The sequence below is a fragment of the Curtobacterium sp. NPDC092190 genome, assembly GCF_044755625.1.
GTDB lineage: Bacteria > Actinomycetota > Actinomycetes > Actinomycetales > Microbacteriaceae > Curtobacterium.
This window is the reverse complement of the sequence record NZ_JBIVRJ010000005.1, coordinates 171,882-195,700: the sequence shown is the minus strand read 5'-3', so window position 1 is coordinate 195,700 and position 23,819 is coordinate 171,882. Positions and strand designations below refer to the sequence as shown.

Below are 23,819 nucleotides of genomic sequence, written 5' to 3'. Positions count from 1 at the left end.
TAGTATACAATATGCCTATGTCGAATGCTGCTCGACGCAGCGGGCTGCCGCTCGTCACCGTCGCCGTCCCCACGGTCCGTCTCGACGCACACCTCGACGCGGCCGTCGCATCCGTCCTCACACAGACCATCGAGGATCTCGAGGTGGTCGTGGCGCTGGACGGCGTACCGCTCGAGGGCGATCGTCCGTCCTGGATGGCCGACCCACGGGTCCGGGTCCTCAAGACCCCCTCCCGACAGGGCACGGCCGCGACCCTGAACACCGTCCTCGGCGCGACGCACACGCCGTTCTTCGCCAGGCTGGACGCGGACGACATCGCCGAACCACACCGCCTCGAGCGGCAGATCGCAGCGCTCGACGAGCACCCCGAGTGGGCCGGCGTCGGCTCGGCCGCCACGGTGATCGACCAGGACGGACGACCTCGGGGACACATCGACGTCCCGACGGAGGACACCGCTCGGCAGCTCCTCCGGCGGAACGTGTTCGTGCACTCGGCGATGGTGCTCCGGCGACCGCCGCTGGAACGGGTGGGCGGCTACGACCCGGGCTGCGTGCGGATGCAGGACTACGACCTGTGGCTGCGCCTCAGTGCGACGTGCACCCTCGGGAACGTCGGTGAGCGCCTGGTGCAGTACCGGGTGCACGACGGCATGCACAGCCGGAGGACCCGTGCCTTCTCGGCATCGGCACGGAGAGTGATCGCCTCGCGCCGCCGGCTCGCACGCAGCCTGGGTACACCCGTCGTCCTGCAGTCCGCACACGACCTCTGCTGGACCGCTGGACAAGCACTGCGGAACGCGGGGCTCCGGCGTCCGCGCTACCTCGTCACCACGTGACCGACCCCCACCACACCACCGGAGGCCCTGATGACCACACCCCGTTCCGGCACACTCGTCGTGAAGACGGTCGACGCGACCCTCGACGTCGTGATGCGAGACCAGCTGCGCCACCTCACCACGACCTCGCTGGCACCCGTCACGGTCGCTGCCGGCGACACCGGGCGACTCGATCGCGTCGCCGCGCGGGAGAGGGTGCCGGCTCACGCCCTCGCACTCGCCCGCGATCCGTCCCCCGCACGAGACCTCCGCGCGCTGCTCGAGCTCGTCGGGCTCATGCGTCGACTGCGCCCGGAGACCGTCGTGTACGGCACGCCGAAGGCCACGTTGCTCGCGGGCGTCGCCGCCCGGCTGACGGGGGTGCCGACCCGCGTGCAGGTCCTCCACGGCCTCCGCCTCGAGACGGCGACGGGGCTCGCACGGCGACTCCTCGTCGAGTCGGAACGACTGTCCGTGCTCATGTCGACACACACCCTCGCGGTGGGTCACGGACTCCGTCGCCGGTGCGGGGAGCTCGGCCTGCCGATCGACCGCATCGACGTCGTGGGAGCCGGTTCGGTGGTGGGGACCGACGTCGCTCGTGCGACGGCGATCGCCGACGACCCCGCGCTCCGAGCCTCAGTGCGTGGACGATGGGGGGTGGACGACGACGAGTTCGTGATCGGCTTCGTGGGTCGCGTCACGAGGGACAAGGGCGTCGAGACCCTCGTCCGTGCCGTCGCGGACGTCCGGGACGACGGGGTACCGGCCCGCCTCGTGCTCGTCGGACTCGACGAGGGCACCGAACTCCTCGACGACGACGTCCAGGAGCTGCTGTGCGGTGACTGGGTGACGATGACCGGCAACGTGGACGACCCGGCCGAGGAGTACAGCGGGTTCGACGTCTTCTGCCTCCCCTCGCACCGCGAAGGGCTGCCGACCGTCGTCCTGGAGGCGTGGGCGACGCGCCTCCCCGTCGTGGTGAGCGACTGCACGGGCCTCGCCGACCTCGTGGCGCACGGCGCGACAGGGCTCGTCGTCCCCGTCGGTGACCGACGAGCGACGGGACGAGCACTCCGGGCGGTGGCGACCGACCCGACGCTCCGACGGACGATCGCCCACGGCGGACACCGCCGCGCCACTGAGGACTTCGACCGTCGCGTGGTCTGGGACGCCTTCACCCGGTACGTCGAGCGCGCCCGATCAGAACGCCGCCGGAGCCGGAGCAGCCGAGCATGACGCACGACGAAGGGGCGGTTCGACCGATGTCGAACCGCCCCTTCGTCGGCGGGATGCGAGCGGGCCGGGCAGCCCGGTCCGCTCTGTCACCTCACACGGAACTGCCGACCCCGACCTCGGCAAGGTGGCGTTCGGTCTCCCCGGCCCGGCCGTCGTGCGGGTCGGCCGCAGCACCGCCCCCCGCCCGCTCGGTCTCCCCGAGCACCGGCGCCTGTACCCCGGCCGCGGCGTCCGTCGCGCCGAGAGCGCAGGGCTCGGCACCGGAGGCGCCGCGTCGGGAGAGGACCTCCGGCACGGTGCGGAGCAGGACGACGAAGTCGAGGCCGAGCGAGCGACGTCGGACGTACTCGAGGTCGTACTCGAAGCGTCGGACGTACTCGAGGTCGTTCCGGCCGTTGACCTGCGCGAGCCCGGTGACCCCCGGCCGGACTGCGTGCCGGAGGCCGTGGCCGTCCCGAGCATGGTGCTCGATGAACATCGCGAGCATCGGTCGTGGGCCGACGATGCTCATCTCACCGCGGAGCACGTTGAGCAGGTTCGGGAGTTCGTCCAGGCTCGTCGCACGCAGGAACGCTCCGAGCGGCGTGACGCGGAGATGATCACTCGCGGTACCGGTGCCGTCGATGTCCGGCAGCATCGTCCGGAACTTGAGCATCGAGAAGGTCGTCCCGTGCAGCCCGGTCCGGCGCTGTCGGAAGAACACCGGCCGCCCCTGCACGAGGAGCAGTGCGATCGTCACGAGCAGCCACACGGGCGCAGAGAGGACGAGCAGGACCAGCGCCGCGATGACGTCGAGGACACGCTTGGTCCGGTCGTACGGATGGTTCGAGGACATCGGATTCCTTCCGGGATGAGGAGCGGGCACGGCGTCGGAACCGGCTCAACCAGCCGAGCCGGCGGGGACGGCGACGGCGGGGACGGTCGGGCCGGCGGGGGCAGTCGGGACGGGCGGGTCGGCGGGATCGGCGGGATCGGCGGGGAGTGAGGCGGACCACGCGCTCCTGACCGCGTCGGCCACGCTGCGACGGGCCCGCCAGCCGAGGAGCCGGACGGCACGCGACGGGTCGGCCACGACGGTCACGGGGTCACCGGCGCGTGGCGGGAGGGCGTCGACGACCGCCGGGCGTGCCGCGCACGCCGAGACCGCCTGCACGATCTCCAGCACGGACGTGCCGCGCCCCGTTCCGAGGTTGACCGCGGTGTGTCCGGCATCCGCTCCGTGGAGGTGGTCGAGCGCGGCGACGTGGGCGTCGGCAAGGTCGGCGACGTGGATGTAGTCGCGGACGCAGGAGCCGTCCGCCGTCGGGTGGTCGGTCCCGAACACGGGCACCGGTCGTCCTGAACGGACCGCCCGGATGACGATCGGCACGAGGTTCGTCTCGGCTCGGTCGCGCAGCTCTGGCCACCCCGTACCCGCGACGTTGAAGTAGCGCAGGCTGATCCCCCGCATGCCCCACGCACGGGCGGCGTTGGTCAGCATCCACTCCCCGACGAGCTTGGACTGCCCGTAGGGGTTGACCGGCACACAGGGGTGTTCCTCACGCACCTGCCCACCGGCGACGTCGCCGTACACCGCAGCCGACGACGAGAAGACCAGATCGCGGACGTCGCAGTCCTCCATCGCAGCCAGGAGGTTGGTCAGGCCGCCGATGTTGCGATCGAAGTACCAGGTGGGGCGATCGACGGACTCCCCCACCTGCTTCATCGCCGCGAGGTGCACGACACCGCCGACACCGTGAGCACGGATCGTGTCGCCGAGGCGGGCTCGTGCACGGACGGACGCGAGGTCGAGGTGCACGAAGGGGACACCGCCGATCCGGTGCAGCTCACCGGTGGAGAGGTCGTCGATCACGACGACGTCCCTGCCTGCTTCGACGAGGAGTCGGACCACGTGTGACCCGATGTAGCCCGCCCCACCTGTGACGAGGACGGTCGATCGATCGGAGGACACCATGACGTACAACATATCACGGACGGAATATCGCGGAGAGTCGGTGCCGGAGCGGCCCGCCGAGCTCGCGGGCGGCGGTGGCGGTGAGGTGGGACCGATCGCGGTACACGAGCACGTTCCACAGGACCGGGGAGCAGACGCGGTCGCACAGTGCCGACAGGGGGTCGATCACCGTCACCGGTGGTCCGAGGCCGCGGACCTCACGACGGACACCGGCGTCGAGCAGCTCCCCGATTGGGCGCGCACACTGGTCCGCCGCCTCGAGGTGGCGCGCGAGACACTCGTTCGGGTCGAACGACCACGACGGCGTGTCCTGGAGGAAGACGACACGCGTCCCGGCGGGCAGGGCGGCGAGGGACCGCCGGATGCCGTCGCGCCACACGCGCTCGAAGGGAGCGTCGTCCACCTGGCGCCCCCGGTAGAGCGACGTTGCCTCTCCGACCACGACGACCTCCGGACGTTCAGCGCGGATGCTCGCGAACGTCGCTCGTCGCCACGCATCGCACTCGCGGTACTCGCGACCGAGTTGCGGGTTGACCACCCGGATGTCCGCGAACGGGCAGGCGGCTCGCCCGTGGACGGTCAGGCCGACTCGGGCGTCCTCCGCCGCACGTCGGACGACGTCCGCCCACTGCATCGCGTGGCTGTCCCCGAGCAGTGCGACACGACGGGTTCGTCCCGCGTCGGTCACGCACGGGTCGGGTGGCGGGTCGAGCAGTTCCGCCACGCAGTGTGCCGGGTACGGGAAGGGCAGGTCGCGGAGCACATCCGTGAGCCCCGGCGTGACGTTCGCGGGAACGACATCGGGGGCGCTCGGGCCGAGGGCTGCGCTCGTGGCGTCGGGGCCGGGGACCCGGACGTCCGAGGTCGTGCGCGCCGACACGGCGGCCACACTCGGGACGACGAGCGCGGCCGCCGCCGCCACGGCGAGCACCATCGTGGTCCGCGGACGGCAGCGTTCGAGCAGTCGACGTGCACGACGCTCCAGGACCGCGGCGCTGACCAGGCCGACGGCGACCGCCGCGGCGACGAGCAGGACGCGGAACGGCCACGGCGTGGGCGCTCCGCGCACGAGGACCGGGAGCGCGAGGAGCGGCCAGTGCCACAGGTAGATCGAGTACGAAGCGTCACCGAGCACCACCACGGGTCGCGTACTGAGCATGCGCCGTACCAGGTCGGACCGCGCCGAGGTGCCCGGGAGCACGAGTGCCGCGGTACCGAGCACCGGGAGGAGCGTCAGCGGACCGGGTTGCTCGGTCTCCGGTCCGGCGAGGGCCACACCACCGGCGACCGCGAGCAGACCGGCTGCTCGCACCACCGCGGTGACGGCAGGGGTGAAGGCCACCGAGACGGCAACCGCGAGCAACGCTCCCAGCAGGAACTCCCATGCGCGGCTGGGCAGCATGAAGAAGGCGAAGGGTTCCGCCACCGCCCGGGCCAGCGGCACGCTCACGATCGACGCGACGATCCCGAACCCGGCGGCCCAGATCGCACCCCGCCGCCCCCCGGACCGCAGCGCCAGGATGAGCGCCACCGGCCAGACCGCGTAGAACTGCACCTCGAGCCCGAGCGACCAGAACTGCTGGAACGCACTCGCGGTGTCGTCCTGCAGGTAGTCGACACCTCGGAGCGCGAGCAGCACGTTCTCGTACCCGAGGACGGCCGCGGCCGCCTCGGCAGCGAGCCGCGGGTGCACCAACGGGGAGGTCATCAGGAGCGCGACGGCGAACGTCGAGAGGGCGACCACCACGGCGGTCGGCGCGAGGCGTCTGAACCGCGCGACGACGAAGGACAGCAGGTCGATCGAGCCGAGACGACGTCGCTCGGCGAGCAACACGTTGGTGACCACGTACCCGGAGAGCACGAGGAACACATCGACGCCGAGGAAGCCCCCGTCCAGACCCGGCACGCCTGCGTGGAAGGCGAGTACCACACCGGCCGCGACAGCTCGGACGCCCTGGAGTTCAGGACGGAGGCTCCGTCGGCGAGACGGCGTTCCGGAGGCGCGGAGGAGGAGCATCTGGTAATGATGTCGCATCTGGAACACCAGTACACGGAACATGAATTCCTGTGGAGAGCGCCGGTGATCCGAAGCGCTTGGTATGGTCCTTCCCGTGCGATGGAGTCGAGTCGGTTGGCCCGGTGTCGGGTACGTCTCCCTCGAGGACGTCGACGGCTACGCCGAGCACCTCGCCCGCCTGGTCACCGACGCACCCCCGTCCGTCGCCGCCCTCGCGTCCGTCACCTGGAACGAGGCCCGCATCGCCGAGTGGCAGGTCAGCGAGACCGGCGGGAACGACACCGCGGGCATCGACGCGACCCCCACCCGCACGGTCCGCGCGGTCGTCGTCGCCCGGACCGACGAGGTCCTCGACACCCCGGACGGCCTCTGGCGCCGCTGGAACCACGCCCGCGTGACGCTCGAGTTCCACCGCGCCGTCCTCGAGCCCGCGGACACCGTACCGCTCGCGGTCCTCGCCGGCGACGTCCAGGTCTCCCGCGGCGAGATCGCCCACGTCGACGCCGACGTCTGGGAGCTCCGCCTGCTGCTCTCCCCCACCGGCGAGCTCGCGGTGCACTTCCGCGACGTGGTGATCGAGGTCCGTCCCGTCGCCGAGTCGGCGTGGTCCGACCTGGAGGCGCGCCCCGCCCACGGCTGGCACGGCCCGGTGCCGGACGGCTGGCTCGAGTGGGCCGCTCCCGCGGTGCGCGCTGCGGGTCACGGGGACGTCGGCGGGCTCTCGCTCGAGCTCGACGGGGTCGGCGCGGACCCGACCGGGATCGACGAGGTCGACCCGCGCTGGGGCTTCGCCCCGCTGCACGCCGCCGCATGGTTCGACCGGCGCGGGACGACGGAGGCGCTCATCGAACGGGGCGCGGACGTCACGGTGCTCGACGCCGAGGACCGGACGGCGCTCGACGTCGCCCGCGAGCGCGGGTCGCGCAAGGCGGAAGAGGTGCTGCTCGCCTGGTTCGACGCGCACGCCTTCGGCGAGGCCCACGTCGCCGACGATCCCTCGAGCGACGAGGCGACCCGCTGACCGCAGGGCGACCGGACGACGGACGGGAGGCCCGTGACGACCGGTCACGAGCCTCCAGACCGGAAGAGGGGTCGCGTCAGTCGCGACGCGTCTCGAGCGCGTTCGCCTGCGCGACCTTCCCGTACCAGCGCGCCGAGTCCTTCGGCGTCCGTGCGAAGGTCTCGCGGTCCCATGCGACGAGCCCGAAGGTCGGGCGGTAGCCGGAGGCCCACTCGTAGTTGTCCAGGAGGGACCAGTGCTGGTAGCCCAGGACCTCGATGCCGTCCTCGATGCAGCGGTGGATGCCCTCGAGGGCGCCCTGCGTGTACGCGACCCGGCGGGAGTCGTCGGCGGTGGCGATGCCGTTCTCGGTGATCATCAGCGGGACGTGGCCGGACAGCTCCCATGCGCTGCGGAGCCCGTCGGCCGAGGCCTCCGGCCAGAACTCCCACCCGGTGAGGGTCGTCTCGACGTCGTCCGCGACCGGCACCGGACCGGAGGCGCCGATGAACGTGCGGGTGTACGCCTGCACGCCGAGGAAGTCGTCGCCCGCGGCCTGCTCGAGGTACCAGTCGTCACGCGGGTAGCCGTACTCGCGGAGCATCTCCTCGGAGCCGGGCTCGCCGTTCGCGCGGAACGCCTGCGTGGCGATGGTCCAGCCGGACTGGAGCCCGGAGACCTGGGACAGGACCTCGCGGGACCGCTTGTGCGACGCGAGCAGCTGATCCGCCACGTGCAGGTCCGGGTTCGGCAGGCCGTAGGCGACCAGGTTGGCGGCGTCCTCTCCCCCGGCGAGCATCGCGGCGATGTTCGGCTCGTTGATCGTGCAGACGTAGCGGACGCCGTCCTGCACCACCGGGAGCGCGGCCTCGGTGTAGCGGGCGAACAGGTCGGCCGCGTCGTCGGCGCGCCAGAAGCCGTCGCGCTCGAACCAGCGCGGCACGGTGAAGTGCATGAGGGTGACGATCGGTTCGATGCCGGCCTCGTGGCAGGCCTCGACCATGCGGCGGTAGTGGTCGACCTCGGCGCGGGAGACGTGACCGCGCTCGGGCTCGATGCGCGCCCACTCGATGCTGAACCGGTAGGAGTTCAGCCCGAGGTCGGCGGCGATGCGGATGTCCTCGCGGTAGCGGTGGTAGCTGTCGGCGGCGTCGCCGGAGGGTTCGACGATGGTGGTGTCGGGCTCGTGCTCGTGCACCCACCAGTTGCTGTTGACGTTGTTGCCCTCGATCTGGTGGGCGGCGGTGGCGGCGCCCCAGAGGAAGCCGTCGGGGAACTGCAGCGTGGTGATGATGAGTCCTTTCAGTGCTGCGACGAGTCAGTGCTCGTCAAGAACGAGTCGAAGAGCGCGATGGTCGCGGTCGGGTTCTCGACGTGGGGGCCGTGGTAGCTCGTGGGGACGACCTCGTAGCGGGCGCCGGTGTCCTCCGCCATCTGCCGCTGCCACGGGATCGGCCAGGCTCCGTCCCACTCGCCGTGCGCCACGAGGACGGGGAGCCCGGTCGCGCGCAGCTCGGCGGACGAGTCGGTGTGGTCCTCGAGGATGTGCCCGCCGGCGACGACGCTCAATGGGCTCGTGGCGTCGAAGCGGTCGCGGACCATCCGCGCGTCGTCGGGGAGTTCCTCGTCGGGTCGGTACGCCCACAGCGGGTTCGTGGCGTCGAACAGCTGGCGGAGGTTGCCGCCGGTGTCGTGCAGGATCGTCAGCTCAGTGACCTTGCGGTAGGGCCAGCCGTACGGGCCGGAGCAGAACTGCACGAGGGACCGGAACGACTGCGGCGAGGCGATGGCGGCCTCGCGGGCGATGACCCCGCCGAGCGAGTGCCCGATCAGGTGCACGGGCGCGCCGTCGTCGAGCAGTGCCGCGACCCGGACGACGTCGGCCGCTTCCTCGTCCAAGGAGTAGTCGGACGGTGCGGTCGGTGCCGCCGAGTCGGCCTGCCCTCGGCGGCTGATCGCGACCGCGGTCCAGCCGGCGTCACGCAGGAGCGGCATGAAGGTGCGCCAGTCCTCCTTCGAGCCGGTGTACCCGGGGACGACGAGCACGACACCCTTCGAGGGTCCGGACGGGACCACCCGGTAGGCGGTGAGCCGCCCGACCGGCAGGTCGATGCCGACGACGTTGACGCCCTCGGGCGTGGGGAGGTGCCCGAAGGCCGGGACGGACGGGAACTCGTGCACCGTGGTCATGCGAGCAGTGTCCGCCGCGGGTTCGGCACCGCGTCCAGCAGCGCCACCGTGTAGTCGTCCTGCGGGTGCTGCAGCACCTCGGCCGTCCGGCCCCGCTCGACCACCGCGCCGTCGTGCAGCACCATGATGTCGTCGGTGATGAGCCGCGCGCTCAGCAGGTCGTGCGTGATGTAGAGGAGCGAGACGCCCCACTGCTCGCGCAGGTCCTCGAGCAGCGCGAGCACGCCGGCCCGCAGCGTCACGTCGAGCATCGAGACCGGCTCGTCGGCGATGATCACCTGCGGGTCGCTCGCGAGCGCCCGGGCGATGACGACGCGCTGCCGCTGCCCGCCGGAGAGCTGGTGCGGGAGCTTCTGCGCGAACTGCTCGACGGGGGTCAGGCCCACGGTCTCGAGGATCTCGAGCATCCGGCGACGGGCATCCCGCCCGCGGAGTCCGGTGTAGTTCGCGATCGGCCGGGACAGGATGTACTCCACCGTGTGCAGCGGGTTGAGCGCCGCGTACGGGTCCTGGAACACCATCTGCACCTCGGAGCGCAGGTCCTTGAGCCCCCGCCTCCCGAGCTTCGCCACGTCCGTGTCGCCGAAGCGCACCGTGCCCGAGGTCGGCTGTTCGACGCCGGTGAGCATCTTCGCGATGGTCGACTTGCCCGAGCCGGACTGGCCGACGAGGGCGAGCGACTGCCCGGGCTCGAGGGTGAACGACACGTCGCGGACGGCCTGCACGGGCTGCTCACCGCGGCGGGGCGCCGGGTACGTCTTCACGAGGTGGTCGACGACGATCGGGTTCTTCGCGGCACTGCGCTCACGCGACCCGACGGTGGCGAACGACGAGGTCGTCTCCTGGCGGGAGACCGACCGCTGCGACCGATCCGGGAAGCCCGGCAGCGACACGACCTCCGCGCGCGGGTCCGCGTAGTGCGACAGCAGCATCGTCGTGTACTCGTCCTGCGGGTCGCGGAGGACCTCGAGCGAGCGGCCGTCCTCGACGATCCGCCCCTCGTGCATGACGAGCACGCGTTCGGTGGCCTCGAGCACGATGCCGAGGTCGTGGCTGATGAGGATCGCCGTGAACCCCTCGGACCGCTGCAGCTCGATGATCGTGTCCATCACCGCGTGCTGCACGAGGACGTCGAGCGCCGTGGTCGGCTCGTCGAACACCATGAGCTGCGGCTCGAGCGACAGCGCGAGGGCGATCGACACGCGCTGCCGCATGCCACCGGAGAGCTCACCGGGGTAGCGCGCGAGCATCGTCTCGGGCAGCTTCACCTTGCCGATCAGTTCCCGCATCCGGGCGTCCCAGCGCTCGCGCGGCACGTGCCCGTGCGCCCGGAAGACGTCGACGAAGTGGTTGCGGATCGTGCGCACCGGGTTGAGCGCGTTCATGCCGGACTGCAGGACCATCGCGAAGCCGCCCTGGCGCTGCTGGCGGAGCGCTTCGTCGTCGAGGTCGCGGATGTCGGCGCCGCCGAAGACGATGCTGCCGCCGTTGGTGCGCGCCGGCGGCTTCTGCAGCCGGGTGAGCGCGTAGCCGAGGGTCGACTTGCCCGAGCCGGACTCGCCCACCAGACCGACGAACTCGCCCTTGCGCAGCTGGAAGGAGACGTGGTCGACGGCCTGGACGGCCGTCTGGCCGGCCGACTCGTAGACGACGGACAGGTCGCGGACGTCGAGCAGGACCTCGACCTGGGTGCCGTCGGACGGGAGGCGCGTGGCGGTGCCGCCACGGGCCTCCAGGCCGTCGCTGGTTGCGCCGCTCATGCGGTGACCTCCTTGCGCTTGCGGCGCGCGCCCTCGCGCAGCCGCGGGTTGGACACGGCGTCGACGCCGAAGTTGATCAGGGTGAGGCTCATCGCCAGCAGGGCGATGCAGAGACCGGGGGCGAACAGCAGGATCCACTGGCCGGTGAGCAGTGCGTTCGAGTTCTGCGCCCAGTAGAGGATCGTGCCCCAGCTGACGATCGACGAGTCGCCGAGTCCGAGGAACTCGAGCCCTGCCTCGGCGAGGATCGCGCTGGTCGCCGCGCCGAAGAAGCTGCCGACGATCAGGCTCGTCATGTTCGGCAGGATCTCGCGGAACACGATGCGCGTCGCACCGTCGCCGGAGAACTGCGCGGCGGTGACGAAGTCGCGGCTGCGCAGGGACTGCGTCTGGCTGCGCAGGACGCGCGCACCCCAAGCCCAGCCGGTGACGACGATCACGGCGATGATCACCGCGATGCCGCCGTTCTGCAGGTAGGCCGCGATGACGATCATGAGCGGCAGGCCCGGGATGACGAGGAACAGGTTCACGATGAACCCGATGACCTCGGCGACCCAGCCGCGGATGTAGCCCCAGCTCAGGCCGATCGCGACGGCGACGAGCGTGGACAGGAGGCCCGCGACCGCGCCGACGAGCACGGAGACCCGGGCGCCGTAGATCAGTTGGGAGAGGACGTCCTCGCCGGCGGCGGTGGTGCCCATCCAGTGCGCCCAGCTGGCGTCTGCGTTCCGCGCGAAGCCGTTCTGGCTGCCGCCGTAGGGGGCGAGGAGCGGGGCGGCGATCGCCACGAGGACGAAGAAGCCGAGGATGCACAGGCCGATGCGGGCCTTCGTGTTGCTCCAGACGACGCCGAACTGTCGTCCTGCCGATCGGAGCTTGGAGGGGGCCTGCTGCTCTTGCTGGGTGTCTTGGGTCCGGACGGCAACTGTTGCGTCGGGTGCCTTCGTGTTGGTCATCGGCGCGTCCTCGGGTCCAGGACGCCGTAGAGGACGTCCACGATGAAGTTGGCGATGAGCACCGACACGGTGATCATCAGGAAGAGGGCCTGCATGAGCGGGTAGTCCTGCCCGATCACGGCGTTGAAGAGCAGGTAGCCGATGCCCGGGTAGCCGAACACCTGCTCGACCAGCACCGAGCCGCCGACCACGCCACCGAGCGCCAGGCCGAAGCCGGTCAGGTTCGGCAGGATCGCGTTGCGCGCGGCGTACCGGACGGCGACCGTGCGACCGCGGAGGCCGTTGGCCTCGGCGAAGGTGACGTAGTCGTCGCCGAGGGTGTTGATCATCGCGTTGCGCATGCCGATGATCCAGCCGCCGAGGCTCGTCACGAGGATCGTCACGGCCGGCAGGACCGCGTGCCGCAGGACGTCACCGATGTAGGTGCCGTTCCAGCCCGGGACGCTCGTCGCGGACGACGCCCCGGTCGTCGGGAACCAGTGCAGGACGTAGCCGAGGAAGAACAGCAGCAGGAGCGCCGTCCAGAAGTACGGGAACGTCGACATGAAGCTGCCGGACAGGGTCGGGAGCGAGTCGAGCCACGTGCCGCGCTTCCACGCCGCAGCGACACCGATCAGCGTGCCGATGACGAACGCCAGGACCGTCACCGTGCCGACGAGCACGAGCGTGTACGGCAGTGCGCGGCCGACCAGGTCACCGACCGGCTGCGGGTAGAACGTGTAGCTCGTGCCGAAGTCGAGGGTGACGACCTGGTGCAGGTAGCTGACGTACTGGTCCCAGAGGTTGCCGCTGGGGACGCCGAGCTGGGCCTCGATGGCCTTCTTCGTGGCGTCGGTGACCGGACCGTTCTGGCTCAGCTTCGCGAGCGCGGCGTCGGACGGGCTGCCCGGCATGAGGCGCGGGAGCACGAAGTTCAGCGTGACCGCAGCCCAGAGGGTCAGGACGAAGAGGACGAGTTTCTGGAGGATGTACTTCACTTGCCCGCCTCCTTCTGCTGCGTCTTCTGCTCTTCGAGGATCTGCTTGCCTGCGGCGCTGTCACGGAGCCGGAGCTTCGTGAAGATGAGCAGCGGGGCCGAGTCGTAGTTCTGCGGTGCCATGTACGGGTCCTCCGCGCTCGGCCAGCCGACGAACTTGCCGGTGTTGAACAGGCCCCAGAGTCCGCCGTAGTACATGCCGATCACGGGCAGGTCGTCGTACACGATGGCCTGCAGCTGGTCCAGGATCCGCTGCTGCTCGGCACGGTCGGTCGTGCCGCGGTACTCGTCGAGCAGCTTCTGGGTGTCCGCGTTCTTGTACCGCTCGAAGTTGTTCACCGTCGACTTGCCGACCGGCTGGTAGAAGTCGCTCGACAGCAGCGAGTTGTACGCCTGGAAGACGTCACCGTTCCCCATGCCGCCCATCGCCATGTCGAACTTGCCGTTGTTGATGTTCTGCTGGTAGCCGGCGGGCTGCGGTGCCTGGATCTGCACCTTCACGCCGATCTTCCCGAGGTCACGCTGCACCTGCTGGGCGGCACGGAGCCAGTCCGAGTAGCCGTTCGCGGTCATCAGGTTGATCTCGAGCTGCTTGCCGTCCTTGACGAGCTTGCCGCCCTGCTGCTCGTAGCCGGACTTCGCGAACTCGGCGAGGGCGCGGTCGGTGTCCTGCGTGATCATCCCCTCGTCGGGGATCGACGGGTCGAGGTACTGCTCCTGGTTCGGCAGGATCAGGCCGGTCTGGCCCGCGGCGCTGAGGTTGCCCTCGGAGGCGGTCTCGGCGATGCCGTCGCGGTCGAGCGCGTAGGAGATGCCCTTGCGCACGTTGACGTCGTCGTACGGCGCCTTCGTCAGGTTCGGGATGAGACCGATCACGCCGCCGGCGGGGAACCACCACTGGTTCGTGTCGGACGCGGCCCCCCACGTGCCCTTGACGTCCGAGATGAACGAGTACGCCCAGTCGTAGCCCCGTGTGACGGTGTCGAGCTGCGTGTTCGTCGCGGGGAGCACGAGGTGCTTGATCGCGATCTTGTCGGCCTGCCAGTACGTCGGGTTCTTGTCCATCGAGTACTGCTGATCGGAGTAGTTGCCCAGGACGAACGGACCGGTGCCGACCGGGTTCGGGTCTCGCCAGGTGACCGGGTCCTTCACCTTCCCGTAGTGGTGTTCGGGGAGGATGTAGGTCGCGCCGATGATGTTGAGGCTCGGGACGTCCTCGCCGTTGAGGTGGAAGACCAGGTGGTCGCCGTCCCGATCGATGCGGTCGATGTGCTGCCAGGCACCCTTGACGTCCATCGCCGGGAACTTCTTGAGCAGGTCGAACGTGAAGAGGACGTCCTCGGGGGTGAACGGCGTGCCGTCGGACCACTCGACGCCCTTGCGGATCGTCATGTCGATCGTCCGCGCGTCGGGCAGCTCCCAGGAGCTCGCGAGCCACGGGGTGCCCTTGCCGTCGAGCGGGTTGATCTCGATGAGCGGCTCGTACATCCACTTGCTCGCGGTGCGGGCGTTCGGGATGTACGGGTTGAAGTTGCGGTCGAACAGTGGGTTGCCACGGTCCGCGTTGATGAGCATCGTGTCCTTGCCGATGCTCGGGTCCGGCTGGGAGCGGACCTGGATGCTGCAGCCGGTGGCCACGAGGGCCACGACCGCGAGTCCGGCGATGGCGGCGGCGATGCGGCCGCGGCGGCGGGCGGGGGTGTGCGGCGCCGGTGGCGTCGGCCGTCCGTCCGGGCGCGGGTCGCGGTGCCCGCGCGTGCGCTGTGGGGGAAGCGTCATTGCTCGGTCGACCTCCGTGTCGAGTGGGTGCTCCGCCCAATGTATGCGCTTACATCACCACGTGCAACCTCCGGGTTCCGTGCCGGGGCGGAACGTCGGCGCCGCTCACAGCGCGGGCGGGCAGCTCTCGCGCAGCAGCACCTCGACCGGCAGCCGCAGAGCGCGCGGGGGCCCCTCCCGCCGTTCGAACCGGTCGACGATCGCCCGGACGGCCGCACGACCGAGCTCCCCCATCGGCTGGTGCACCGTCGTCAGGGGCGGCGTCGAGAAGCGCCCGGCGTCGATGCCGTCGAAGCCGGTCACCACGACGTCCTCGGGGACGCGCAGCCCCCGCGCGCCGGCGGCGTCGAGCACGCCGAGCGCGGACTGGTCGTTCGAGCAGATCACGCCGCGGGGGACGTCGACTCCGTCGAACAGGGCCGACGCGAGCTCACGAGCCCGTGCGCGCCCGAAGTCGCCGTGCACCACCCGCACGTCGGACGCCGCCAGGTCGTTGTCGGCGAGCGCCTGGCGGAACCCCGCCGAACGCTCGATGTCGTCCGGAGAGTCGATCGGCCCCGCCAGGTAGGCCAGCGAGCGGATCCCGAGCCGACCGATCACGTGCGACGCGAGCGTGCGCATGCCCGCGGCGTTGTCGACGCTCACCGAGTCGAAGCCGTGCGAGCGCCGGTCGTCCGCGAGCACCACGACCGGGATGCGCCGGGCGACGTGCTCGAGCAGGTCGTCGGGCACCGTCTGCGCGAGCACCGCCAGGCCGTCGACGCGGCCCGCGACGTCGTTCACGATGACGTCCCGCGAGGACCCCCGCCCGGCCGCCACCATGAGGGCGAGCCCCCGCTGCCACGCCTCGGTCTCGGCACCGCGCAGGACCTCGTCGAAGTACAGGTTCGACGAGAACGGTTGCGTGACGTGGCGTCGGTCGTCGACCACCCGGACGCCACCGTCCGTGACGAGGTCGGGTCGCTCGTCCGGGACGACGTCGAACCCGGGCAGCAGCAGGCCGACCACGCCGGTCCGCTTGCCGGCCAGGGCACGTGCGTTGCCGGACGGCACGTAGCCGAGGCTCCGGATCGCCGCCTGCACGCGGTCGCGGGTGCCCTCACGGACGGCGTCCGGCGTGCGGAGCACGCGGGAGACGGTGGCGATGGACACGCCGGCCTGGGACGCGACGTCGTAGACCGTGGGAGGTGCGGTGCGCTGCGCGCTCATGCCGTGCCTCCCGTCCGACGTCCACCCGGCCGCTGCACCGGTGCGCGGCCGCACCATCCTAGGCACGGGCCCGACTCCGACTCCTCCACAGGCCGGCCGACACCCCTTGCGTTCCGCGGAGGGGCGGGCGCAGACTGTTGCGACCTCAGAACGTCCCGTGAGGAAGCGCACCACGACGGTGCCCACGCACACAGGAGGAACTCTCGATGTCCCAGCAGACGCGGTCCGGCAGCAAGCACGCCATCCGACTCACCACCGACGAGGCCGAGGTGCGCGACGCGCTCCTCGACCACACCGAGCACGGCGCGACGCTGTCCGTCCAGGAGATCGACGGGTCCGAGGAACCCACGACCAGGGCCTGACCAGCCGGGAGGCACGGGTCGGGTCCGCTTCGTCGGTCCGGCCGGTGCCTCCTGGCCGGTGCGCCCCGGTGCCTGTTGGCCGGTGCGCCCCGGTGCCTGTTGGCCGGTGCGCCCGGGTGGCGAGTGCGGCCGTTCGCTCCTGACCGGTGCGCCTGGGTGGTCAGTTGGCCCGGGTGGTCAGTGCGCCTGGGTGGTCAATGCGTCTGGGTGGCGGCCGGCTCGCCGTCGCCGAGCGTCTCCGGGCTGCCGACGATCGCCATGCCCGCACCGCGCAGGCGCCGTCGCTCCTGCGCGATGAACGCGAGCAGGCGGTCGTTGGTCCCCGCGACGTGCGCCGCCAGCAGCTCGGCCGCGCGGTCGGCCTCGCCGGCACGGACGGCCTCGAGGATCGCGCTGTGCTCGTCCCACGCGGCCTCGCGCGCCTCGGCGGTGCGGACCTCGATCCACCGCGTCCGCTCGAGCCGGGTGAGGGCGTCGGCGATCGCATCGGTGACGAAGCGGTTTCCACCGAGCGCGGCGAGGTCCAGGTGGAACGTCGAGCCCATGCGGATCCCGGCCTCGCGGTCGGGTGTGCTGCGGAGCTGGTCGAGGTGCGCACGGACCTCGTCGAGCTGCTCGGCGGAGGCACGCTCGACGGCGAGACGCGCCGCGGCGGGTTCGAGCACGCCGCGGAGCTCGGCGAGCGACGCGATCTCGTCGAGGTCGATCGGGGTGACCGTCCACGACCGCCCCTCGTGGAGGATGAGCCCCTCGCGCTCGAGCCGTGACAGCGCAGCGCGCACGGGGGTCCGCGAGGCGTGGAAGCGCCCCTCGAGTCCGCGCTCCGAGATCCGCTCTCCGGGGGCGATGTCGAGGGTCAGGATCGCCGCGCGCAGGTTGTCGTAGAGCTGGCTCGTCTGCGAGACGGGCGCGGCGGTCTCGGTCGTCTCGGTCACGGCGGACCAGCGTAGTGCAGATCGACGTGTGTTGGTATACCGTCCTGGTACACCAGCCGCTCCCCGATCGAGACGACGTGCCCGCGCAGACCACCACCGCCGCTCCGCCCGTCGTCCCCGCCAGGGCGTGGACGATGCTCGCGCTCGGCGTCGCAGCACAGGCTGCCGGGACCCTCGTCGTCTCCGCCCCGGCGCTGCTCATCCCGCACCTGCTGGCGCAGGGGATGCCCTTCGCGTCGGCGGGACTGTTCGCGGCCGCCCCGACGATCGGCCTCGTCCTCACCCTCATCGCCTGGGGCGCGGTGACCGACCGCGTCGGCGAACGGGCGGTGATCGCCGGCGGACTCGCGCTGACCACCCTGACCGTCGTCGCCGCGTGGGTCACGGCGGGCGACCCACTGCTGCTCGGCGTCGCGTTCCTGGCCGCGGGCATGACGAGCGCGTCGACGAACGCGGCGAGCGGACGGGTCGTGGTCGGGTGGTTCCCGAGGGAGCGGCGCGGCCTCGCGATGGGCATCCGGCAGATGTCGCAGCCGCTCGGCGTGACGCTCGCTGCCGTGACGGTGCCGCTGCTGACCGAGACGCACGGTGTCCGGACCGCACTCGTACTGCCGTTCGTGTTGTGTGCGGTGCTCACCGCGCTCTGCGCCGTGGGCGTCGTCGATCCCCCACGGCCTCGGCAGGCCCGGGCAGCGGTGACGACCGCGACGATCGACGCGGTCCCCGCGAACCCGTACCGGGCGTCCGGGTTCCTGTGGCGGGTGCACCTCGTGTCGGTGCTGCTCGTCGTGCCGCAGTTCACGCTCTCGACGTACGGGCTGGTCTGGCTGGTGGGCCTCGGGTGGTCGACGCCTGCGGCCGGACTGCTGGTCGGCGCCTCGCAGTTCGTGGGGGCCGTCGGGCGCATCCTGGTCGGTGCCTGGAGCGACCGCGTCGCTTCCCGGGTCGGGCCGTTGCGCGTCGTCGCGGTGGCCGCGGCGGCCGTGATGGGCGCACTCGCGCTCGTCGACGTGTCGCACTGGGCGCCCGCGGCGGTGTTCCTCGTCATCGCCACGAGCGTCACCGTGGCGGACAACGGGCTCGCCTACACGTCGGTGGCCGAGGCGGCGGGGCCCTCGTGGTCGGGCCGGGCGCTCGGTGCGCAGAACACGGGGCAGTTCCTGGCGGCGAGCGCCGTCGGTCCCGGTGTCGGCGCGCTCGTCGGGGTGCTCGGCTTCGCGGCGTCGTTCGCGATCGTGGCCGCGCTGCCCCTGCTCGCGCTGCCGGTCGTCCCGCGCGCCGACGTCTCCCACGACTGACGCCCAGCACCGCCCGCAACACGCAACGTCGGCGGTTGCTCGCAGGGGTGTACCGCTGCGAGCAACCGCCGACGTTGCGTCCCGCGGAAGGGGCGTCCGTGCGAGGGGCCTCCGCGGCGGACGGGGTCAGGCAGGGACGGCGGGACCGACCGGCCAGCGCAGGAGCGCGGACGCGGGGGCACCGCTCGGCAGCGACGCCGCGTTCACCAGGACGAGTTCGGCGTCGGTCAGGACGACTGCCCGGACGAGTGCGCACACCGCCGGGACCTGCCCCAGCACCGACGCCCCCGCGGCCTGCTCGGGAGCGGTGGCGACCCAGGGTGCGGCATCGAGCGCGTACAGCGTCCGGTCCCCGAGCGCACCGGCGTCGAGCGTGATGACGGCCGCCTGGGCCTGCTGCAGCGCGGACACGACGGCACCGATCCCGCTGACGCTCTCGTTGTCCCCGCGGCCCTCGTGCGTGCGGAGCAGGTCCTGCACGTCGTGCCGCCGCGACGCCAGGACGCGAGCGAGGGCGAGGTCGACGTGCTGCACGAGCGCCTTCTCGGAGGCGTCGTCGGCGCGCGGGTCGACCGCGACCTCGGTGACCAGCGCCCTGGTCGACGTCGAGAGCTCACCACGCAGGAGTTCGCGGGCACGGATGTCCCCGGCGAGCACGATCAGCCGGGGCGCGGTCGCCCGGACGGTCTCCTCGATCGCGGCCGCGACCTCGCCGGCGGTCTGCTTCCAGATCTCCTCGGCGTGCTGGTGCCAGTGCGGCTGCTTCCACCCGGCACCGGACTTCGCCTTGTGCAGCGTGTCGGTCCGGCCCTGCACGCGCTGCTCGTCCTCGGCGGCGCCGGTGGGGGCGTGCCCGAGTCGGTAGCTGCGGAAGCCGCCGCCCTCACGTCCGACGGTGACGACGAGGAACGGCAGGTCGAAGGGCCGGTGGGCGAGCAGGGGCAGCAGGTCGGGGACGGCGCCGGTGCCGATCGACTCCTGGCCGTGCAGGTGCCCGGGCAGCACCTCGCTGAGCACGAGTTCGTCGTCGCGGACGAGCACGTAGCGGGCGACGGGTGCGGGGACACCGGGCTGTTCGACGAGCTCCTCCTCGATGATCTGTGCGGCACGGTCGGAGCAGCCCTGCCCGGCGAGCGCATCGGAGACGGTCCGGCGCTGGAGCGCGGCGATGCGGCGCGGGTCCTCCCGGTTGCCCGAGGCGTCGACGTACGCCCACGTCCAGGTACCCGGCTTCTGGAGCGCCTGGACGATCTCGGGCTGCAGGGCGCTGGTCTCGCGGGTGGTCTGGGCCATCAGCGCTCGCCCTCCTCGTCGGTCTCGGTCGTGAAGACGGCGTCCGATCCCCCGCCGACGCCCGACCCGTCGTCCTGCAACGACCCCTCGAGCTCGCCGTCGTACCCGGAGGCCGTCACCGTCTCGGCGTCGTCGGTGTCGTCGGGCACCGGTTCGGACTGCCGGAACTCCTCGACGTGTGCGTTGCTGCCGTGCCCCTGGACGATGCTCTGCGCCTCGTGCGCGAGCTGGTCGTCGAGCTCGGGTCCGTGCGTGCTGTTGCCGCGATCGGTCATCGCCTGCCCCTTTGCGTCGGTGCCGCCGACGTCGCTGTCGGGCCGCCTGCGGCTTCGGTGTTGTGCGTGCTGACCACGGTGCGCGCTCGGCGCTGACCACGTTCGGAGGTCGGAGCGAACACGCAGCCAGCGCGGTGCGGGGCGGCGACGGCCCGCCCCGAGGCTCGCGTGAGCGGACGGATTCGCGTCGCCGCGACCGCGAACGTGTTCGCGGAACCGAGTCTCGCGCCGTCGCGCTCGCCCGGCGTCCCACCCGGCCACGGTTCGGTCACGACGTTCTGTGGATACTTCGGGAATGCACAGCCTCGCTCGGTTTTGTGCTTTGCTGGCTCCGACCCCGCTCAACGACGAACCGGAGCCGTGATGACACCCATCCCATCGAGAACCGTCCTGTCACGACGGAACCTGCTCGGACTCGGACTCGGAACAGCTGCGGCGGGGTTGCTCGCCGGGTGCGCCGTCCCGGGATCGACGAACGTCAACAAGGCTGCGCTGGTCCCCGCGGCCGCCGGTGGCGAGACCGTCCAGATCACCTACTGGGCGTGGCTCAAGGACCTCCAGAAGGTCTGCGACGTCTGGAACGCGAAGAACCCGCGCATCCAGGTCACCGCGAACTGGATCCCCGGGGGCAACGCGGGCGGGTACCAGAAGATGTACTCCGCGCTCGCGGCCGGCGGCGGTCCGGACATCGGGCAGGTCGAGTTCCGGCAGATCCCGGAGTTCATGCTCGCGAACGGCCTGGTCGACCTCGCCCGGTACGGCGCGAAGGACGTGCAGTCGAAGTACGACGAGGCCGCGTGGTCGCAGGTCGAGTTCGTCGACGGCGTCTACGGCATCCCGCAGGACACCGGCCCGATGGGCTTCTACTACCAGACCGCGATCCTCGAGCAGGCCGGCGGTCAGCCCCCGACGACGTGGGACGAGTGGCGCGACCTGGCCGACAAGGTGCGCGGCACGGGCAACGGCAACTACCTCGAGGTGTTCCCGGTCGCCGACGCCTCGCCCTTCGCCGCGTACGCGCAGCAGGCAGGGGCGCGCTGGTTCCGGACCGACGGGGACGCCTGGGTCGTCGACATGACCGACGACAAGACGATGATGGTCGCGGAGTTCTTCGACGGGGTCATCGACGACAAGCTCGTCGACACGAGCGCGGGGGCGTACTCCCCGGGCTGGTACGCCGCCGCCGCGAGCGGCAAGATCGCCGCGGTCACGAGCGCGAGCTGGGGCGACGCACTCATCCAGTCCGTGCAGGGCGGCGAGGGCAAGTGGAAGGTCGCCCCCATGCAGACGTGGGGCGACACCGGCTACGGCTCGAGCTCGATCGGCGGCTCGACGGCCGCCGTGCTGGCGAACGCGAAGCACCCGGCGGAAGCGCTCGAGTTCATCACGTGGATGACGACCTCGAAGGAGGGCGTCGACGCGATGATCAAGTACTGCGGCATCGGCTGGTCCCCGGCGAAGGACTACATCGGCAAGGCGCGCCAGCAGCCGTCCGAGTGGTTCTCCGGGCAGAACTACAACGAGGAGGTCTTCGTCCCCTCGGCCCAGGAGCAGAACCTGGAGTGGTCGTGGTCGCCCGTGACCCAGTCGGCCTTCACCAGCCTGCAGAACCAGTTCCGCCGCAAGCTCACCGGTGGGCTGAAGCTCACGGACGCGGTCGAGCTCGCCCAGCGGGAGATCGTCCAGTCCTTCAAGGACAAGGGCCTCAGCGTCAGGACCGCACGATGACCGCCACCCAGCCGGGATCCGGCTTCCGCACGAGCACCAAGGCCACGAGCGCCCAGAAGCGCGCCCCGTGGATCCTGCTCGCCCCGTTCCTCGCCCTGTTCGTGCTGACGTTCATCATCCCGATCATCAGCGCCCTCTTCCAGAGCTTCACCACCGTCGACCGCGAGGGCCTGTTCGGCGAGGACGGTGTCACCGGCCGCTTCGCCGGCTTCGACAACTACGTCACCGCGCTGAACGACGCCGGGTTCGTCGGCTCGATCTGGCGCATGCTCCTGTTCGGCATCGTGCAGGTACCGGTGATGATCGTCCTCTGCACGATCCTCGCGCTGCTGCTGGAGTCGGCGAGCGCCCGCTGGCCCGCCTTCTTCCGCGCGGTCTACTTCATGCCGTACGGCGTCCCCGGCGTCATCGCGACGATCCTCTGGTCGTTCCTCTACGTGCCCGGCCTGTCACCGATCGTGTCGCTGCTGCAGTCGATGGGGCTGCAGCCGGACTTCCTCGGCGCGAACAGCGTGCTGTGGTCGATCGCGAACATCGTCACGTGGACCTACACGGGCTACAACATGCTCATCATCGTGGCGCAGCTCAAGTCGATCCCCGGCGAGGTCTACGAGGCCGCGAAGATGGACGGCGCCGGCCCCTTCCAGGTCGCGTGGCGGATCCAGATCCCGCTCATCGCCCCGGCCCTGGTGCTCACGACGGTCTTCTCGATCATCGGCACGCTGCAGCTCTTCGCCGAGCCGCAGATCCTGTCGACGGTCGCGCCCGCCATCGACACCGAGTACACGCCGAACTACGCCGCGTACACGAACGCCTTCGCGTTCAACGAGTACGGCGTCGCGAGCGCGCAGGCCGTGATCATCGCGCTGGCCGCGTTCATCCTGTCGTTCGCGTTCCTCGCGCTGACGAACCGTGCGCCGAAGAACGAGCGCGACCAGAAGAAGCGGGCCAAGCGCGACGGCCTGGAGGCGCGGCGCGCGCTCCAGACGCGCGGCACGTCCGCCACCGGGTCGCGACCCGCCACCGGCGTCGCGGACCGCAGCACCACCGCCGGAGCCGCGCCGCGCCTCCAGGCCGACAGCAAGGGGGCGGAAGCATGACCAGTGAAGCCATCGAGGCGCCAGTGACCAAGCAGGCCGCCGAGCCCGTCGACACCACGTCGATCACGGCGCACCAGCGCCGCAAGCTCGACCGCTCCCCTCGCTCGCAGATCGTCGTGACGGCCATCCTCGTCATCGTCGCGGTCTACTTCCTCGTGCCGCTGTACTGGGTCGTCATCGCGGCGACGAAGACCACCGGCGCCCTGTTCGCGACGAACGGGTTCTGGTTCGGCGGCGAGTTCGCGCTGTTCAGCAACATCCAGCAGGTGTTCTCGTACGACGGCGGCATCTTCGTCCGCTGGATCGTGAACAGCGTCCTGTACTCCGGCGTCGGCGCGGTCCTGGCGACCTACTTCGCCGCGGCCGGCGGGTACGCGCTCGCGAAGTACGAGTTCCGCGGGCGGCAGCTGGTGTTCGGCACGATCCTCGGCGGTGTGCTCGTGCCGGGGACCGCGACGGCGCTGCCCCTGTTCCTGCTCTTCTCGACGCTGGGCCTGACCGACACGTACTGGAGCGTGCTCATCCCGAGCCTCGTGTCGCCGTTCGGGCTGTTCCTGTGCCGGGTGTACGCGGCGGCCTCGGTCGACACCGCGCTGCTCGAGCAGGCACGCATCGACGGTGCCGGAGAGCTGCGGATCTTCCACACGATCGTGCTGCGCCAGATGACCCCGGCGCTCGTGACCGTGTTCCTGTTCCAGGTCGTCGGCATCTGGAACAACTTCTTCCTGCCGCTGATCATGCTGGCAGACCAGAAGCTCTACCCGATCACACTGGGACTCAACAACTGGCGGGCACAGGTCGATCGTCTGCCAGAGTTCTACCAGCTCACCACCGGCGGCGTGCTCGTCTCGGTGATCCCGCTGGTGATCGCGATCATCGTCCTGCAGCGCTTCTGGCGCGGGGGCCTCACGGAAGGATCGGTCAAGGGTTGAC

General features: G+C 71.0%; 21 protein-coding genes. 8 read left to right on the top strand and 13 right to left on the bottom strand.

Features of this window, described 5'->3' with window-relative positions; genetic code table 11:
- The first annotated feature begins 17 nt into the window (after window positions 1–17).
- Both ACIQFY_RS13815 and ACIQFY_RS13810 read left to right on the top strand, forming a co-directional pair.
- Window positions 18–836 carry a glycosyltransferase gene (locus ACIQFY_RS13815; RefSeq protein ID WP_326496682.1) on the top strand — a complete coding sequence of 273 codons (819 nt, stop codon included), beginning with the start codon at window positions 18–20 and terminating at the stop codon, window positions 834–836.
- Between the two features lie 30 nt (window positions 837–866).
- The gene (locus tag ACIQFY_RS13810; RefSeq protein ID WP_400340553.1) at window positions 867–2,054 is read left to right on the top strand and encodes a glycosyltransferase; all 1,188 of its coding nucleotides are present in this window, start codon (window positions 867–869) and stop codon (window positions 2,052–2,054) included.
- Window positions 2,055–2,145: 91 nt separating this feature from the next.
- Here the strand turns inward: ACIQFY_RS13810 and ACIQFY_RS13805 are convergent, their stop codons facing one another.
- From ACIQFY_RS13805 to ACIQFY_RS13795, 3 genes are read right to left on the bottom strand one after another with little or no spacing between them, the layout of a single operon-like run.
- The gene (locus ACIQFY_RS13805; RefSeq protein WP_326496684.1) at window positions 2,146–2,889 is read right to left on the bottom strand and encodes a sugar transferase; all 744 of its coding nucleotides are present in this window, start codon (window positions 2,887–2,889) and stop codon (window positions 2,146–2,148) included.
- A gap of 45 nt (window positions 2,890–2,934) precedes the next feature.
- Window positions 2,935–4,020, bottom strand: a complete 1,086-nt coding sequence (gene galE, locus ACIQFY_RS13800) for a UDP-glucose 4-epimerase GalE (protein WP_400340551.1) — start codon at window positions 4,018–4,020, stop codon at window positions 2,935–2,937.
- Between the two features lies 1 nt (window position 4,021).
- The gene (locus ACIQFY_RS13795; protein ID WP_400340550.1) at window positions 4,022–6,025 is read right to left on the bottom strand and encodes an acyltransferase family protein; all 2,004 of its coding nucleotides are present in this window, start codon (window positions 6,023–6,025) and stop codon (window positions 4,022–4,024) included.
- Window positions 6,026–6,119: 94 nt separating this feature from the next.
- On the opposite strand from ACIQFY_RS13795, the gene ACIQFY_RS13790 reads away from it, so the two are divergent.
- Complete coding sequence (locus ACIQFY_RS13790; protein ID WP_400340548.1) at window positions 6,120–7,046, top strand: hypothetical protein; 927 nt, start codon at window positions 6,120–6,122, stop codon at window positions 7,044–7,046.
- Between the two features lie 76 nt (window positions 7,047–7,122).
- Here the strand turns inward: ACIQFY_RS13790 and ACIQFY_RS13785 are convergent, their stop codons facing one another.
- From ACIQFY_RS13785 to ACIQFY_RS13755, 7 genes are all read right to left on the bottom strand, one after another.
- Window positions 7,123–8,319: a glycoside hydrolase family 1 protein gene (locus tag ACIQFY_RS13785; protein WP_400340618.1), complete on the bottom strand. Its 1,197-nt coding sequence runs from the start codon at window positions 8,317–8,319 to the stop codon at window positions 7,123–7,125.
- A gap of 8 nt (window positions 8,320–8,327) precedes the next feature.
- Complete coding sequence (locus ACIQFY_RS13780; protein ID WP_400340546.1) at window positions 8,328–9,215, bottom strand: alpha/beta fold hydrolase; 888 nt, start codon at window positions 9,213–9,215, stop codon at window positions 8,328–8,330.
- Window positions 9,212–10,975 carry an ABC transporter ATP-binding protein gene (locus tag ACIQFY_RS13775; protein ID WP_326496689.1) on the bottom strand — a complete coding sequence of 588 codons (1,764 nt, stop codon included), beginning with the start codon at window positions 10,973–10,975 and terminating at the stop codon, window positions 9,212–9,214. The genes ACIQFY_RS13780 and ACIQFY_RS13775 overlap by 4 nt, the downstream gene beginning before the upstream one ends.
- On the bottom strand, window positions 10,972–11,931 hold the full coding sequence (locus ACIQFY_RS13770) for an ABC transporter permease (RefSeq protein ID WP_326496690.1): 960 nt from the start codon (window positions 11,929–11,931) through the stop codon (window positions 10,972–10,974). The genes ACIQFY_RS13775 and ACIQFY_RS13770 overlap by 4 nt, the downstream gene beginning before the upstream one ends.
- Window positions 11,928–12,908: an ABC transporter permease gene (locus ACIQFY_RS13765; RefSeq protein ID WP_066651916.1), complete on the bottom strand. Its 981-nt coding sequence runs from the start codon at window positions 12,906–12,908 to the stop codon at window positions 11,928–11,930. The genes ACIQFY_RS13770 and ACIQFY_RS13765 overlap by 4 nt, the downstream gene beginning before the upstream one ends.
- Window positions 12,905–14,686, bottom strand: coding sequence for an ABC transporter substrate-binding protein (locus tag ACIQFY_RS13760; RefSeq protein ID WP_326496691.1), 1,782 nt, complete (start codon window positions 14,684–14,686; stop codon window positions 12,905–12,907). Before ACIQFY_RS13760 ends, ACIQFY_RS13765 begins: the two co-directional genes overlap by 4 nt.
- Window positions 14,687–14,791: 105 nt before the next feature.
- Complete coding sequence (locus ACIQFY_RS13755) at window positions 14,792–15,895, bottom strand: LacI family DNA-binding transcriptional regulator (protein ID WP_400340543.1); 1,104 nt, start codon at window positions 15,893–15,895, stop codon at window positions 14,792–14,794.
- Window positions 15,896–16,101: 206 nt separating this feature from the next.
- On the opposite strand from ACIQFY_RS13755, the gene ACIQFY_RS13750 reads away from it, so the two are divergent.
- Complete coding sequence (locus tag ACIQFY_RS13750; RefSeq protein WP_326496693.1) at window positions 16,102–16,257, top strand: hypothetical protein; 156 nt, start codon at window positions 16,102–16,104, stop codon at window positions 16,255–16,257.
- A gap of 194 nt (window positions 16,258–16,451) precedes the next feature.
- On the opposite strand, the gene ACIQFY_RS13745 is transcribed toward ACIQFY_RS13750, so the two are convergent.
- On the bottom strand, window positions 16,452–17,192 hold the full coding sequence (locus ACIQFY_RS13745; protein ID WP_326496694.1) for a GntR family transcriptional regulator: 741 nt from the start codon (window positions 17,190–17,192) through the stop codon (window positions 16,452–16,454).
- 134 nt (window positions 17,193–17,326) lie between these two features.
- Here ACIQFY_RS13745 and ACIQFY_RS13740 point away from each other — a divergent pair, with 134 nt between their 5' ends.
- Window positions 17,327–18,490, top strand: coding sequence for an MFS transporter (locus ACIQFY_RS13740; RefSeq protein ID WP_400340617.1), 1,164 nt, complete (start codon window positions 17,327–17,329; stop codon window positions 18,488–18,490).
- Window positions 18,491–18,616: 126 nt separating this feature from the next.
- Here ACIQFY_RS13740 and ACIQFY_RS13735 read toward each other — a convergent pair whose 3' ends face one another.
- Both ACIQFY_RS13735 and ACIQFY_RS13730 read right to left on the bottom strand, forming a co-directional pair.
- Entirely contained in the window at window positions 18,617–19,783 is a 1,167-nt protein-coding gene (locus tag ACIQFY_RS13735; protein ID WP_400340541.1) for a Vms1/Ankzf1 family peptidyl-tRNA hydrolase, read from the bottom strand.
- Window positions 19,783–20,058, bottom strand: a complete 276-nt coding sequence (locus ACIQFY_RS13730) for a hypothetical protein (RefSeq protein ID WP_251154157.1) — start codon at window positions 20,056–20,058, stop codon at window positions 19,783–19,785. Before ACIQFY_RS13730 ends, ACIQFY_RS13735 begins: the two co-directional genes overlap by 1 nt.
- A 363-nt stretch (window positions 20,059–20,421) precedes the next feature.
- Between ACIQFY_RS13730 and ACIQFY_RS13725 the strand changes: the two genes are divergently transcribed.
- Genes ACIQFY_RS13725 through ACIQFY_RS13715 form a run of 3 tightly spaced genes read left to right on the top strand, consistent with a single transcriptional unit; the run spans window position 20,422 to window position 23,818 of the window.
- Window positions 20,422–21,786, top strand: a complete 1,365-nt coding sequence (locus tag ACIQFY_RS13725) for an ABC transporter substrate-binding protein (protein ID WP_251160513.1) — start codon at window positions 20,422–20,424, stop codon at window positions 21,784–21,786.
- Entirely contained in the window at window positions 21,783–22,886 is a 1,104-nt protein-coding gene (locus tag ACIQFY_RS13720; RefSeq protein ID WP_326496697.1) for a sugar ABC transporter permease, read from the top strand. The genes ACIQFY_RS13725 and ACIQFY_RS13720 overlap by 4 nt, the downstream gene beginning before the upstream one ends.
- 23 nt (window positions 22,887–22,909) lie before the next feature.
- Window positions 22,910–23,818: a carbohydrate ABC transporter permease gene (locus tag ACIQFY_RS13715; RefSeq protein WP_400340615.1), complete on the top strand. Its 909-nt coding sequence runs from the start codon at window positions 22,910–22,912 to the stop codon at window positions 23,816–23,818.
- The last annotated feature ends 1 nt before the right edge of the window (window position 23,819 follow it).

What these genes read in the sequence shown, in the direction of transcription:
- ACIQFY_RS13815 (WP_326496682.1), top strand. Translation starts at nt 18, where the DNA reads ATGTCGAATGCTGCTCGACGCAGCGGGCTGCCGCTCGTCACCGTCGCC.
- ACIQFY_RS13810 (WP_400340553.1), top strand. Translation starts at nt 867, where the DNA reads ATGACCACACCCCGTTCCGGCACACTCGTCGTGAAGACGGTCGACGCG.
- ACIQFY_RS13805 (WP_326496684.1), bottom strand. Translation starts at nt 2,889, where the DNA reads ATGTCCTCGAACCATCCGTACGACCGGACCAAGCGTGTCCTCGACGTC.
- galE (WP_400340551.1), bottom strand. Translation starts at nt 4,020, where the DNA reads ATGTTGTACGTCATGGTGTCCTCCGATCGATCGACCGTCCTCGTCACA.
- ACIQFY_RS13795 (WP_400340550.1), bottom strand. Translation starts at nt 6,025, where the DNA reads ATGCTCCTCCTCCGCGCCTCCGGAACGCCGTCTCGCCGACGGAGCCTC.
- ACIQFY_RS13780 (WP_400340546.1), bottom strand. Translation starts at nt 9,215, where the DNA reads ATGACCACGGTGCACGAGTTCCCGTCCGTCCCGGCCTTCGGGCACCTC.
- ACIQFY_RS13775 (WP_326496689.1), bottom strand. Translation starts at nt 10,975, where the DNA reads ATGAGCGGCGCAACCAGCGACGGCCTGGAGGCCCGTGGCGGCACCGCC.
- ACIQFY_RS13770 (WP_326496690.1), bottom strand. Translation starts at nt 11,931, where the DNA reads ATGACCAACACGAAGGCACCCGACGCAACAGTTGCCGTCCGGACCCAA.
- ACIQFY_RS13760 (WP_326496691.1), bottom strand. Translation starts at nt 14,686, where the DNA reads ATGACGCTTCCCCCACAGCGCACGCGCGGGCACCGCGACCCGCGCCCG.
- ACIQFY_RS13755 (WP_400340543.1), bottom strand. Translation starts at nt 15,895, where the DNA reads ATGAGCGCGCAGCGCACCGCACCTCCCACGGTCTACGACGTCGCGTCC.
- ACIQFY_RS13750 (WP_326496693.1), top strand. Translation starts at nt 16,102, where the DNA reads ATGTCCCAGCAGACGCGGTCCGGCAGCAAGCACGCCATCCGACTCACC.
- ACIQFY_RS13740 (WP_400340617.1), top strand. Translation starts at nt 17,327, where the DNA reads ATGCTCGCGCTCGGCGTCGCAGCACAGGCTGCCGGGACCCTCGTCGTC.
- ACIQFY_RS13735 (WP_400340541.1), bottom strand. Translation starts at nt 19,783, where the DNA reads ATGGCCCAGACCACCCGCGAGACCAGCGCCCTGCAGCCCGAGATCGTC.
- ACIQFY_RS13730 (WP_251154157.1), bottom strand. Translation starts at nt 20,058, where the DNA reads ATGACCGATCGCGGCAACAGCACGCACGGACCCGAGCTCGACGACCAG.
- ACIQFY_RS13725 (WP_251160513.1), top strand. Translation starts at nt 20,422, where the DNA reads ATGACACCCATCCCATCGAGAACCGTCCTGTCACGACGGAACCTGCTC.
- ACIQFY_RS13720 (WP_326496697.1), top strand. Translation starts at nt 21,783, where the DNA reads ATGACCGCCACCCAGCCGGGATCCGGCTTCCGCACGAGCACCAAGGCC.